Source organism: Spirulina subsalsa CS-330 (assembly GCF_028330765.1).
Taxonomy (GTDB): Bacteria; Cyanobacteriota; Cyanobacteriia; order Cyanobacteriales; family Spirulinaceae; genus Spirulina; species Spirulina subsalsa_A.
Map to the genome: position 1 here is coordinate 1 of NZ_JAQMTY010000254.1, position 12,340 is coordinate 12,340.

The window sequence follows — 12,340 nt, forward strand, 5'->3', positions numbered from 1 at the left end:
AGGATAAATCAATGGCGTTAGTCGTTGAGCCTAGCAACCCTCTGCAACTCTCGTTGTTTGAGTGGATAAATGGTCAGGTAACTGGCTGTTCAGAATCTCCCACTATAGCCCGTAGGGTTTAGTGGGGGAGTATGTCAAAGTGAACCGAGCTTAAATCCTGACGCTATTCTGCCCTATGCTGACCCGCAAATCCTTTGAAGCTATTCTGCTGCCGATGGGCGCGATTATTGTGGCGTTGTTGTTATTTGGGCTGTTCTGCCTGGCGGCTGGGGCGAATCCCTTTGGGGTCTATGGCTCCATTTATAAGGCGGCGTTTGGGCAATGGAGTTCTTGGCAAAACACCTTAATTCGGGCTGCGCCGTTGATGTTGAGTGCGCTTTGCACCGCCTTGCCGGCCCGGTTGGGGTTAGTGATCATTGGTAACGAAGGAGCCTTGGTGATGGGCGGTGTTGGGGCGATCATTGCTGGGTTAGCGATGGGAACCAGTGCGCCGCCGTTCGTTGTGCAAATTGCCATGGCGTTATTAGGCATGGTGTTTGGCGGGGCGTGGATTGCGATCGTTGGGGCGTTGCGCCATTGGCGAGGGGTGAATGAGACGATCAGTAGTCTATTGATGAACTATATTGCGATCGCCCTCCTTAATCACCTCGTGGGCGGGCCAATGCGCGATCCCTCATCCTTGAATAAACCCTCTAGTTTCCCCCTCGAAGACATCAACCGCCTCGGCGATATTCCCGGCACGCGGATTCACTTCGGGTTAATCTACGGCATCGTTGCCTGCATCATTGCCTATATTTTGATTCAGCGCACCACCTTCGGGTTTGCCGCCCGTACCGCTGGCGGCAACATTCGCGCCGCCAGAATTGCCGGGTTGCCCGTGGGGCAACTCACCCTTGCCATTTGTTTCCTGGCGGGGTCTTGTGCTGGGTTGGCGGGGATGGTGGAAGTGGCGGCGGTGCATGGGCGGGCCAATGAATCCCTGAATGTGGGCTATGGCTACGGCGGGATTCTGGTGGCATTTGTAGCGCGACATAACCCCCTCGCAGCGGCGATCGTGTCAATGTTGCTGGGCGGCATTCTTGCCAGTGGGGGGATTTTGCAGCGATCGCACGGTTTACCCGATGCCACCGTGCTCCTCTTTCAGGGTCTCGTTTTTCTCTGCGTCCTCTATAGCGAATCCCTCTACGGCAAAATTCCCGCCCTCCAACCGAAAAGCGAATTAGCGCATCCGTCCGCCTAATCTCCCCCACGATCCCTTCAGCTTTATCCTATTCATCGTTACACGCACAGAGGAGATTTAGACTATGGCGGATGCATTGGGTTGGTGGGGTGTTCCCTTAGCGATCGCAGCCGGAACCATGCGCGGCGGCACACCCTTTCTCTTCGTCAGCTTAGGCGAATGCCTCACGGAAAAAAGCGGCAAAATCAACCTCGGCCTCGAAGGAACCCTCCTCACCGGAGCCATGAGCGCCTACGCCGTTTCCTATCTCAGCCGCGAAGCCGTCGGGGATGTCATGGCTCCGTTTCTGGGGGTGCTGGTGGCCGGTTTAGCTGGGATGGTGCTCGGTGCGATCCACGGTTGGCTGTCTCAACAACGGCGCGTTAATGATGTGGCCGTCGGCATCGCCATGATTATTTTCGGCAGCGGCATCGCTTTTTTCTTCGGCAAACCCTTCATTCAACCCGTCGCCCCCCAAATTCCCACCCTCAACCTCGGTGCTTGGAGCGATGTTCCCGCCATCCAAGCCGCCTTAAGAATCAGTCCCCTCTTTATCTTTGGGGTCATCCTCGCCCCCGCCATGCAGTGGTTTTTTAAATCCACCCGTTGGGGCCTGCTGATCCGTGCGGTGGGAGATGCCCCGGAAGCCGCCCGCGCCATGGGGGTCTCAATCTTCAAAGTGCGGATGCTGAGTATTGTCGGGGGGAGTTTCCTCGCCGGAATTGGTGGCGCGTCCCTCTCCCTTTACTATCCGGGGGTGTGGACGGAATTAATTTCCAGTGGTCAAGGGTTAATGGCGGTGGCGTTGGTGATTTTTGCGCGGTGGAATCCGGTGCAATGTCTCTATGCGTCCCTGTTGTTTGGCGGGGCGCAGGCCCTAGGCCCGGCGCTGCAATCCGTCGGGGTTGATTCGTTTTATTACCTCTTTAACGCGGCTCCCTATGTCCTCACCCTGGCGATCATGATCATCACCTGTTCCCCGAAAAAGACTCTCACGGGCGCACCGGGAGCCTTGGGCAAAGAGTCATCCTAGTTTGAACACCCTCACCCCAAATCCCTCTCCCGCTGGGCGAGGGGCTTTAATTTCTGAGCTTTTCGCTTATTCAGAGTTGGGCGAGGTGGGCGGCGAGGGCGATCGCTTGGGGATAGATGCGGTGTTCTTGGACTTGGATGCGGGCGTGGAGGCTGTCGGCGGTGTCGTCGGGGAGAATGGGGACAGCGGCTTGCATGATGATCGGCCCGCTATCAACGGCGAGATGGGCGATGTGAACCGTGCAGCCGGTTACCTTCACCCCAGCGGCGAGGGCCTGCTCAACGCCGTGAATGCCGGGGAAACTGGGGAGCAAGCTGGGGTGAATATTGAGGACGCGATCGGGGAAGGCATCGATCAGCACCGCCGTCACAATCCGCATCCAGCCCGCCATCACCACCCAGTCCACACCATGGGCTTTGAGGGTGGTCACGATCGCATCATCAAGGGCCTCGCGGCTGTCGTAGTGGCGATGGTTGAGGAGCACCGTTGGAATGCCAAATTGCGCCGCCCGGTCTTTCGCTGTCGCCTTGGGATTGTTGTAGATTAAGACTTGGATTTGGGCGTTGAGGGTGCGATCGTGAATGGCCTGAGCGATCGCCCCGAAATTACTCCCACTCCCGGAGGCCAACACCCCCAACTTCAGCGGCTGCGGCAGCACCAACGCCGCCGGATCAACCGGAGGCGAAATAAAACCGAGGGAGTCCGCCACCGTTTGCAAGATTGCCGATTCTGTCATGACCTTCATCGCTTGGAACCAAAACCAATCTTAATATCCCCCATTTCCCCGCCCTATCTTAAAACACCCCCAAAAAACTTAATCCCCTCGATTAGATTTCCTCAACTCAGCCCGAACCGAACGGGATACACTGGGGATGGGTACACTCCACAATGCCCGCCCCCGCGTCGCAATCCATAGGTGAGTCTCAATGTCCCAAATTGAAATCAAGTCTCGGTTGGTGAACACCCGCCCCGCGCCCCCACTCCAGCCCCGTCGCCGGGTGATTACCGAAAGTGCCCTCGGCTTGGTTTCGACCCGCAGTTTTCCGGCGATCGTCGGCACAGCAGACATGATGCTCAAATCCGCAGGCGTAACCCTCGTCGGTTATGAAAACATTGGCGGCGGCTACTGTACCGCGATTATCCGGGGCAAAACCGCCGATGTGCGCCTCGCCGTTGAAGAAGGAGCGCGAACGGCGGATCAATTCGGGCAACTGGTTTCCAAAATGGTCTTGGCGCGTCCCATGCCCAACCTTGAAGCCGTCTTCCCCATTGGCTCGAAATATTTTGAACTCGAACAGGAACAGCGCGGCCATAGTCGCCTCAGCAATCAATCCCTCGGACTCTTGGAAACGCGGGGTTTTCCGGCATTGGTGGGGGCCTGTGATGCAATGTTGAAAGCCGCTGATGTCCATTTGGCGGGCTATGAAAAAATTGGGGATGGTCTTTGTACGGCCTTGATTCGCGGCACGGTGGCCAATGTGGCGGTGGCGGTGGATGTGGGGATGCACGAGGCCGAACGGATCGGCGAATTTAGTGCGGTGATGGTGATTCCTCGCCCCTTGGATGATCTGGAAAAAACCCTACCGATCGCAGACTTCTGGCTCGACAAACCCGAACCCCTGCCCAACCTCCTACCCAAGGACAAACAACAGCAGGAAAAATCACGCTTGGCTCTGCCCGAACTGGAAAAAGTGCCCCTGCGTCGCCTCGACCAATCCGCTTTGCCTTTGGAAAACCGTGAAGCGATTCCTGAAGCCGACGAACTCGAATAGAGCGGAACTCTTCACCCTGCTCCTCATCCTCGGCGTTGGCCTAGGATTACGGTTGCTCTGCCTTGATCTCAAACCCCTCTGGGTGGATGAGGTGATCACGAGTATTTTCGGCCTGGGGTTAGGGTTTGAGGCCATTCCCACGGAGCAGGTTGTGCCCCTGGCCGCCCTGCCGCTGCTGTTTCAGTTCAACGCCGCCGCCGATTGCCCAGCGATCGCGCACCACCTCGCCACCCAATCCACCCATCCGCCCCTCTTTTTCTGTCTCCTCCATACCTGGCTGCAGTGGGTTCCGAGGGAATCGCTCCGAGTGGCGACCCGGAGTTTTGCGGTGCTCTGGGGGATGGTGGGAATTGTGATGATCTATGGGTTAAATCGGGTCGGGTTTTCGCGATCGGCGGCGTTAACCGGGGCGGCGTTGATGGCCCTGTCTCCCTTTGCGGTGTATCTTTCCCAAGAAGCGCGACACTACACCCTCCCGATGGCGCTACTCACGATCGCCCTCACCGCCCAAGTCCAAATTCACCACGATCTCCAGCACCAACGCCAACGGCCCTGGCTCTGGGTGTTGTGGGGGGGGATTAGTTGCGGGGCGATTTATAGTCATTATTTTTGTGCCCTGGCGGTGCTGGCCCAGGGGGTGACGCTGTTACTCTTTTTGAGGCGCGATCGCCCCCCGATCACCCCTGGCCACCTGGGGCGCAATCTGCTCCTGTTTAGCCTGCCCTTCGGATTCTTTATTCCCTGGCTCTCCGTCCTCCTCCAACACCTCAACAGCCCCAAAACCGGCTGGCTCTCTCCCCCCGCTGGCCTCGCGCCCCTGGCTCAAACCCTCGTTGGCTGGATTGTGATGCTCTTCGTCCCCCCGATCGAAGGCCAACCGCGATCGCTGCAAATCGGCCTTGGCCTCCTCACCCTCGTCCTCGTTATTCTCCTGATCCGTCAGACGATCGAGGGGTGGCGACAGCTTGGCCCGTCGGTGACGCGCTTCACCCTAACGACGGTGGTGGCGATCGTGGTGGTGGAATATTTTCTCTTGATCTATGGGTTGGGGAAAGATATCAGCATCGCGCCCCGCTATCACTTTGTGTATTTTCCGGCGGTCTGTGCGCTGTTGGGGGCGGTGTGGTCAGGGCAGCGATGGCGGTGGCGGTGGGCGGGGGTGTTGATGCTCAGTAGCCTCTGTGTGGTGTTTGATCTGGCGTTGCAGAAGCCCTATGCCCCGGCGGAGGTGGCGGCGCAGTTTAACCGCGATCGCGCCCCCATCCTCGTGGTTATGGCCTATCAAAACACCTTAGAAATGGCCGTCGGATTGAGCTATGGCCTCGCCCTCGCCGCCGAACGTCCCCCCGATCAACCCGCCGCCTTTGCCCTCTTGAGCTACGCTGAGGGCTATGACCCCGTGTGGCAACGCCTCGCAACGCTGTCCCCGACGGAATTAGCGATCGCCCCCCACGCCCTGTGGATGATTGCGCCCGGATATCTCGATGATGCTTTTCCGGAAACCGTGCGCCTCCGACAGGATCAAGACTGTCAGATTGATCCACTCCACTTTTATCGGATTGGCTTTCCCTATCAACGCTATCAATGTCATGAGATTTCCCAGAAAAGCAAAACCTCACCGTAAGATCCGGTGTAATCTGAATACAAGCGAATGCTGTTCCAAGACTGATTGTGTTGATGGTTTTGAACTGTGAAACCAAGATTCACACAGTCTGACCTCTGATGGTGTTGTGTATCGATTTATGAATACCTTGCTCGCCGGCCTTGATGATGTTACACGCCAGATAACCAGTATGGATCGTAAAAAGAAACCCAAAATGCTTGTTGTTGATGACGAGCCAGATAATCTTGATCTGCTCTATCGCACCTTTCGGCGTGATTTTCGGGTCTTTAAAGCCGACAGTGGCATCAGTGCCTTAGATGTCCTGTCCGAAGAAGGGGAAGTGGCTGTCATCATCTCAGATCAACGCATGCCAGAGATGAAAGGAACAGAGTTTCTCAGTAAAACCGTGCCGGATTTCCCGGACACCGTGCGGATTATTCTCACGGGTTTTACCGACGTGGAAGATCTCGTCGATGCGATCAATTCCGGCCAGGTTTATAAATACATCACCAAACCCTGGGACCCCAACGAACTGAAGGTGGTTGTTGATCGGGCGGCGGAAACCTACGACCTGCTCAAGCAGCGCACGGAACAACTCCAACGCGCCGAAGAACAAGCTAAATTGCTCTCGATCATCGCGGATGTGTCCCAATCGGCGACGGAATTCGCTCAATGCCTCGAACCCTTGGCGGCGGCGCTCGGCGAAAGTTTTTCGGCGGATGGTTGTGTGGTGCGTCAGGTGCAGGCGGGTCAATTGGGCGGGGCGGAAGGTCGCCACGATCAACCCGTTGCCATTGACAGTGATCCCCTGGTGCAAACGGCGATCGCTAGCGGTAAAACCCAAGTTTGGGTCAATTCCCCCAGCACGCCGCCCCCAGAGGGTACACCCTACCAAGAGACGGGGTTACAACTCCATCTCGTGTTGCCCCTCCATTATCGCGACCAACTCTTAGCGGTGCTGTCGTTGCAATGGGGGCGATCGCCCAAACCCAGCGAAGAGGAAATTCACCTGATCCACCTCGCCGCCCAACAGACGGTGTTGGCCCTAGCTGCCGCCGTCTAAAATCCGACCCGCAACGCTCCCCCGATTCTGCCCTTTTCCCGCGCATCTATGACCGCCACTGCCCAGAATATCCGCGACCTCTTCGACCGCATTGCCCCGGTCTACGACGACCTCAACGAACAACTCAGTTGGGGACTGCATCGAGTCTGGAAAAAAATGGCGGTGCAATGGGCCGAACCCCGGCGGGGCGATCGCGCCTTAGACCTCTGTTGTGGCAGTGGCGATCTTGCCCTTCTCCTCGCCGATGCCGTCGGCCCTCAGGGGGAAGTGTGGGGCATTGATTTTTCAAACGCCCAACTCAACACCGCCACCCAACGCGCTCAGGCACGATTTCCCCACCGTACCCACACCCTCCAATGGCGCGAAGGCGATGCCCTCGCCATCCCCTGCGATGCCGATACCTTCGACTGCGCCACCATGGGCTATGGTCTGCGCAATGTCACCGACATTCCCCTCGCCCTCCGGGAACTCCACCGCGTCCTCAAGCCCGGCGGCAAAGCGGCCATCCTCGACTTTCACCGCCCGGAACATCCCTGGGTGCGCCAATTCCAAACCTGGTATCTCGATCACGTCGTTCTCCCCACCGCCACCCGCTTCGACCTCACCGACGACTACGCCTACATTGCTCCCAGTGTCGAAACCTTCCCCACCGGCCGCGAACAGATCGACCTTGCCCACCAAGCCGGTTTCCCCACCGCCGCCCATTACCCCCTCTTTGGGGGGATGATGGGGGTGCTCGTTGTCCAAACAGCGTACAATCGTTAAGAGGCTGCGGCCATTCCCTGGCTTGATCAAGCGGCGATCGCCCTCAATTCCATCACCTCCCCAGCAGCGATCGCATCCCCCAACCGCGTCATTCTCGGCCCTCGGCCCGATGCCCCCCTTGCTGCTTACTTTTTGGACTTGTGGAACCTGAAACCCTCTGGCTTGCGTTGATTCCACCCATTGCGGGCGGCATCATTGGTTACTTCACCAACGATCTAGCCATCCAAATGCTGTTTCGCCCCTACCAGGCGATCTACATCGGCAAATGGCGATTGCCCTTCACCCCCGGCCTCATCCCCCGCAACCAAGAACGCCTCGCTCGGCGCGTTTCTGACACGATCATGGGGTCACTCCTCACCCCCGGCGAACTCCAACGCCTCACTAAACGCCTGCTCCAAAAAGAGCGCGTCCAAGAGGCCCTGCTCTGGTTTTTGCAACTGGCCCTCAAACAAGTCCAAGCCGAACAAGAACAAAAAACCGCCACCATTCTCGCCAATATTTTGCGGGATTTATTTAGTGGTTCGTTGCCGCGTATTCTGCGCGTTTTGGCCCGTCGTGAAGATTTTTTAGCCGAGCAAATTAACTATATTTTCGATCAAGTGGTGTTGGAATTCCAACTCACCGACAGCCAATCCCGCCAACTCGCCGATTGGCTCTTGCAGGTGGTGTTGCCGCCCGATGTCCTCCGCCAAGCTTTGATCGATTTCCTCACCGATCGCAATATTCAAATCATCGACGAAGGGCTACGGGAAAAAACCAGCGGCACGACTTGGGTGATGGCAAATTTATTCGGGGTGCGCAATTCGTTAGTGCGGTTGCGGACGTTTTGTTTAGATGAAAAAGAAATCACCAATGCTCGCTTAAAAGAGTTGGTGTTATCGCTGGAAGTGCGCGATCGCATTCGGTTTTGGCTGCAAAATATTTCCCTCCAAAACCTGCCCTTAAGCACCGTCCGCCAACTGCGCAAAACCACCCGCGAAAGCATCCGCGCCTATGTCCGCGATAAAGGGGGCGACCTTCTCGAACAGTTGGGCGCATCGGTGGATTGGGACGGCCTCGCGAAAATCTTGCTCAAACGCTTGCGCGACTCGGAAGTGCTCAACACCTCCCTAAAAACCGTCAGTTGGGAACTCGCCCTCCTCCTTGAACGCTACCTCGAAGAAGAACTCGAAATCCTCGTGGCCAAAATCCTCCCCATCCTTGCCCTCGATCAGGTGATTTCTGAGCGCGTCATGGCCACCTCCGCCGCCGAGTTAGAAGCCGCTGTGCAGGGCATTGTTAAAAGTGAATTGCAAGCGATCGTCAATCTAGGCGGCATCCTCGGCCTCGTCATCGGTAGCCTCCAATCCGCCTGGCTCCTCCTCCGCTAATCACTGGCAAACGTCAAGCTGTGGCGCACCCCAGCGCATACTGATGTCGAGCCAGGGCGATCGCGTCATCGTGGCGCTGCTGGAGATGAAGTCCACGCCGGTTTCCGCCACGGTGCGGATGGTGGCGAGGGTGATGTTCCCGGAAGCCTCGATCTGGATGCGGGGGTTAGCAGCACGGATCAGGGCTACCGCGTCGCGCATCGCGGCGGGGGTCATGTTGTCGAGCATGATGATGTCGGCGTGATGGGCGATCGCGTCTTCAATTTCGGCCCGGTTGGTGGTTTCCACTTCAATGCTTAACGGGTAGGGCATGGCGGCGCGAACTTGGGCGATCGCGTTGCCAATCCCCCCCGCTGCCGCAATATGGTTATCCTTCAACATCACCGCATCGTCTAGCCCCATCCGATGATTCGTCGCGCCCCCCACCTGACTGGCGTATTTCTCCAGAATCCGCAGGCCGGGCGTGGTTTTGCGCGTATCCACAAAGCGCGTCGGCAGATCGGCAATTTGCGCCACATAGGCCGCCGTTGCCGTGGCGATGCCGCTGAGGTGCATCACCAGATTTAACGCCACTCGCTCCCCGGTCAATAATGCTCCCGGTGTGGCGGTGAATTCGCTTAACACGGTTCCCGCCGGGCAGGGGTCGCCATCGTTGCAGTGTTTTTGGCTGTGGCTCTGGGGGTCGAGCAATTGAAACACCCGTGCGGCCAAATCGAGACCCGCGATCGCGCCATCAGCTTTGGCGATCCAATGGGCGGTGGTGGGGGGAGCGGTGGGGGAAAAGAGGGCCGAAGTGGTGCGATCGCCCCGGCCAATATCCTCCCGTAACCACTGCTCTAACAACGGATCAAGCACAACCCAAGGCGGTAACACAGCAGGCATAATCTCTCTGATCGTTCAGTGCGCTCCTTATCCTACCGAGTTTTGCGATCGCTAATCGCCTTGGGGGTATTGTTCCCAGAGTTCCGTTAGTTTGCGGAGGCTGCTGAATTGACCATTGCCGAGGATGAGGTGATCGAGGAGGGGGATGGCGAGGAGTTGGGCGGCTTGGAGGAGTTGGGCGGTGAGGTGGATATCTTCGGGGGAGGGGTCGGTGCTGCCGGAGGGGTGGTTATGGGCAACGATGACGCGGGTGGCATTTTTGCGAATCACTTCGCGGAAAATGTCGCGGGGATGGGCGAGGGTTTCCGTGGCCGTGCCGATGGAAATCACCTGCGTGCCGATCAGGCAGTTTTTCACATCCAACAGCAGGACGGCGAAGCGTTCTTGGGCTTGCCACATCAGGTCATGGCTGAAGGCATCGACGGCGGCTTGGGGGGTGTCGATCAGGGCGCGGGGGGCGGGACGGAGCAGAAAGGAGCGTTTCCCCAGTTCGATCGCCGCGAGGATCGTGGCCGCTTTTGCCGGGCCGATGCCGTCGATGTTCATCAATTCTTGGGGGTCAGTTTGGCGCAACACATCGAGGGGATCGCGATCGCCCTCTCCCAAGGTCTGTAAAATCAATTGCCCCAACCCCACAGCGGACAGTTTGCCAGGGCCTTGGCCCGTGGCCAGGAGAATCGCCAATAGTTCAGCATTGGCGAGATTTTTCGCCCCTTGTTCGATCAGGCGTTCGCGGGGGCGTTCACTAATAGGTAGATCAAGAATGCGCAGACTATAGCTCATACACGCAAGACAACACGAGGGAATAGAGTTGATTTTACTCTAGGGCTGGGGATTCATCACCAAGTTGAGCAGATCCCGATGCCATTGGGCTTCGGTTTTGAGCAGCGAGATCGCCTCCCCATCCATCGGCTCATCTTCTAAACACTGTTGCCACTGAGACGCGATCGCGCTGGCATCGGTGGGCAACTCGGTTAATTCCCACCCCGGCAACCCCACCGTTGCCATTAGTTGCGTCACCTTTGGGTCATAGCTCAACGCCACAGAGCGACAACCTTCAGACAATGCCATGATTAAACTGTGCAACCGCATCCCAATGGCGAGATCCACCTGTTGAAAGAGGCCCTTGAGGCGGTAGGGGTCGGGTTCGTGGATAATCTCCACGGGTTGGGGAAGTTGGGCGGCGATCGCTTCAGCCAGGGGGCCGTCTTGGCTGGCTTGGAAGGGAACCAGGAGCAGATGTACGTCGGTTTGGGTTTGGAATTGGGCGAGGGCGGTGATTAGGGTTTGGAGGCGATCGCTCGTGAGGCTGGGATGGGGGCGGAGGGTGACGGCAACGGTGGGGCGGGGCCAGGGTTTCCCGGCCCAGGGTTCCGCCGTGAGGGCCCAAACGGGATCGGGGGCGAGAACGGGGGTGATCTCCCACTGTTGCACGAGGTCGGCGGAGGCGCGATCGCGCACCGACACCGCCGCGCAGCCTTGTAAAACCTGTTTCGTGAGCCAACGGGTCAAGGGGCGCTTTAACGGCCCAATCCCCTGACCCCAAGCGAGACAGGTTAAGCCCTGTTGTTGCGCGAATCCCATCACGCCGCCGTAATAGATCGGACTGGCCCAACTGGTGGCATCCTGCATCAAACTGCCGCCGCCCCAAATAAAATAGTCTGCTTTGCGGCAGGCATCCCAAAGGGCAAGGGCAGAGTTGCGATCGCAACTTTCCACCCCGTAGCGTTTATAGGTTTCCATGGGGTTACCCGACAGCACAATCGGCTGCACATGCTCCGGCAACATCTGCAACAGGGTCGCTAACAACGCCTCATCGCCGCCGTTGCCTTTGCCGTAATAGCCACATAACACTGCTTTTTTAGTCATTATTTCCCCCGATCACGTCCAATACACCGATTACACTAAAAGCCATTAAAGTATAAGCACTTGACTTTAATTCTCTCAGACACTATGCACGGGATTCTGATTTGGCAACACCACAGCAATGCAGCCCATAACGCCGATAACTTTGCCTTGATCAGTCAATGGTTAACCCGTCTCAATGGCCAAACCGTTGAATTGGCCCAGCGACTCATCCTGCCCCATGGCAGCACCCAAGAATTAGACTGGACTCCCAAGCGCTTTGACCATACCTTTACCCTGCATCATCCTCGGATTGCGGGGATCACGGTGTATTGGCAACAGGATGAGGATGAGCACGAGCATAATATCACCGTGAAGCAGCTTGATCTCGACATGGCCCGCCAGGCCCTCTATCTCTATCCCCAGAATCAACCGACGGTGGTGATGAAACTCTGTATTCCTGGCATCCGCTACGAAACCATCAACCTCGATGATCCCGAAATTGCCTGCACTCAGGTGGGCGATCGCTCGATCCTCCTCTTGCGCGACCCTCAGCAACACCTTGAAATCAAGCTCAATCTCAGCCGCGAAAATGTGATGAAACTCCGCACCCGTCTGCCGTAACAGTCTCAATCCCTCACCCCAAACCCCTCTCCCTAGGGGCTACTGCTTATACACAAACTGCTCTTAACGATGTTCACCTTCTCTCGATCCCCCCTAGCCCCCCTTAAAAAGGGGGGAACGCAAAAAAGTCCCCCTTTTTAAGGGGGATTTAGGGGGATCAAACG

The 12,340-nt window shown here is 57.3% G+C and carries 12 protein-coding genes; 8 read left to right on the plus strand and 4 right to left on the minus strand.

What is annotated here, in order from left to right; genetic code table 11:
- The first annotated feature begins 175 nt into the window (after positions 1-175).
- Positions 176-1,240: an ABC transporter permease gene (locus PN477_RS17535; protein WP_272116432.1), complete on the plus strand. Its 1,065-nt coding sequence runs from the start codon at positions 176-178 to the stop codon at positions 1,238-1,240.
- A 64-nt stretch (positions 1,241-1,304) separates the two neighbouring features.
- Positions 1,305-2,252 carry an ABC transporter permease gene (locus tag PN477_RS17540; RefSeq protein WP_072620492.1) on the plus strand — a complete coding sequence of 316 codons (948 nt, stop codon included), beginning with the start codon at positions 1,305-1,307 and terminating at the stop codon, positions 2,250-2,252.
- Positions 2,253-2,322: 70 nt separating this feature from the next.
- Here the strand turns inward: PN477_RS17540 and purN are convergent, their stop codons facing one another.
- Positions 2,323-2,988, minus strand: coding sequence for a phosphoribosylglycinamide formyltransferase (gene purN / locus PN477_RS17545; RefSeq protein WP_272116434.1), 666 nt, complete (start codon positions 2,986-2,988; stop codon positions 2,323-2,325).
- Between the two features lie 190 nt (positions 2,989-3,178).
- Between purN and PN477_RS17550 the strand changes: the two genes are divergently transcribed.
- The 5 genes from PN477_RS17550 to PN477_RS17570 all read left to right on the plus strand — a co-directional run bounded on the left by PN477_RS17550 (position 3,179) and on the right by PN477_RS17570 (position 8,825).
- On the plus strand, positions 3,179-4,024 hold the full coding sequence (locus PN477_RS17550; protein ID WP_272116437.1) for a BMC domain-containing protein: 846 nt from the start codon (positions 3,179-3,181) through the stop codon (positions 4,022-4,024).
- Complete coding sequence (locus PN477_RS17555; protein ID WP_272116439.1) at positions 3,990-5,648, plus strand: glycosyltransferase family 39 protein; 1,659 nt, start codon at positions 3,990-3,992, stop codon at positions 5,646-5,648. Before PN477_RS17550 ends, PN477_RS17555 begins: the two co-directional genes overlap by 35 nt.
- A gap of 118 nt (positions 5,649-5,766) precedes the next feature.
- Positions 5,767-6,690: a response regulator gene (locus tag PN477_RS17560; protein ID WP_417158849.1), complete on the plus strand. Its 924-nt coding sequence runs from the start codon at positions 5,767-5,769 to the stop codon at positions 6,688-6,690.
- A 48-nt stretch (positions 6,691-6,738) separates the two neighbouring features.
- The gene (gene ubiE, locus PN477_RS17565; RefSeq protein WP_272116443.1) at positions 6,739-7,455 is read left to right on the plus strand and encodes a bifunctional demethylmenaquinone methyltransferase/2-methoxy-6-polyprenyl-1,4-benzoquinol methylase UbiE; all 717 of its coding nucleotides are present in this window, start codon (positions 6,739-6,741) and stop codon (positions 7,453-7,455) included.
- 140 nt (positions 7,456-7,595) lie between these two features.
- Positions 7,596-8,825: a DUF445 domain-containing protein gene (locus tag PN477_RS17570; protein WP_072620490.1), complete on the plus strand. Its 1,230-nt coding sequence runs from the start codon at positions 7,596-7,598 to the stop codon at positions 8,823-8,825.
- Here PN477_RS17570 and nadC read toward each other — a convergent pair whose 3' ends face one another.
- The 3 genes from nadC to csaB are packed head-to-tail and all read right to left on the minus strand — an operon-like array spanning position 8,826 to position 11,576.
- Positions 8,826-9,707, minus strand: coding sequence for a carboxylating nicotinate-nucleotide diphosphorylase (gene nadC, locus PN477_RS17575; protein WP_272116446.1), 882 nt, complete (start codon positions 9,705-9,707; stop codon positions 8,826-8,828). It lies immediately after the preceding gene.
- 51 nt (positions 9,708-9,758) lie between these two features.
- Positions 9,759-10,490, minus strand: coding sequence for a RadC family protein (gene radC / locus PN477_RS17580; protein WP_272116448.1), 732 nt, complete (start codon positions 10,488-10,490; stop codon positions 9,759-9,761).
- A 39-nt stretch (positions 10,491-10,529) separates the two neighbouring features.
- Positions 10,530-11,576, minus strand: a complete 1,047-nt coding sequence (gene csaB / locus PN477_RS17585) for a polysaccharide pyruvyl transferase CsaB (protein WP_272116451.1) — start codon at positions 11,574-11,576, stop codon at positions 10,530-10,532.
- 84 nt (positions 11,577-11,660) lie between these two features.
- Here csaB and PN477_RS17590 point away from each other — a divergent pair, with 84 nt between their 5' ends.
- Positions 11,661-12,176, plus strand: coding sequence for a hypothetical protein (locus PN477_RS17590; RefSeq protein ID WP_272116455.1), 516 nt, complete (start codon positions 11,661-11,663; stop codon positions 12,174-12,176).
- The last annotated feature ends 164 nt before the right edge of the window (positions 12,177-12,340 follow it).

What these genes read in the sequence shown, in the direction of transcription:
- PN477_RS17535 (WP_272116432.1), top strand. Translation starts at nt 176, where the DNA reads ATGCTGACCCGCAAATCCTTTGAAGCTATTCTGCTGCCGATGGGCGCG.
- PN477_RS17540 (WP_072620492.1), top strand. Translation starts at nt 1,305, where the DNA reads ATGGCGGATGCATTGGGTTGGTGGGGTGTTCCCTTAGCGATCGCAGCC.
- purN (WP_272116434.1), bottom strand. Translation starts at nt 2,988, where the DNA reads ATGACAGAATCGGCAATCTTGCAAACGGTGGCGGACTCCCTCGGTTTT.
- PN477_RS17550 (WP_272116437.1), top strand. Translation starts at nt 3,179, where the DNA reads ATGTCCCAAATTGAAATCAAGTCTCGGTTGGTGAACACCCGCCCCGCG.
- PN477_RS17560 (WP_417158849.1), top strand. Translation starts at nt 5,767, where the DNA reads ATGAATACCTTGCTCGCCGGCCTTGATGATGTTACACGCCAGATAACC.
- ubiE (WP_272116443.1), top strand. Translation starts at nt 6,739, where the DNA reads ATGACCGCCACTGCCCAGAATATCCGCGACCTCTTCGACCGCATTGCC.
- nadC (WP_272116446.1), bottom strand. Translation starts at nt 9,707, where the DNA reads ATGCCTGCTGTGTTACCGCCTTGGGTTGTGCTTGATCCGTTGTTAGAG.
- radC (WP_272116448.1), bottom strand. Translation starts at nt 10,490, where the DNA reads ATGAGCTATAGTCTGCGCATTCTTGATCTACCTATTAGTGAACGCCCC.
- csaB (WP_272116451.1), bottom strand. Translation starts at nt 11,576, where the DNA reads ATGACTAAAAAAGCAGTGTTATGTGGCTATTACGGCAAAGGCAACGGC.
- PN477_RS17590 (WP_272116455.1), top strand. Translation starts at nt 11,661, where the DNA reads ATGCACGGGATTCTGATTTGGCAACACCACAGCAATGCAGCCCATAAC.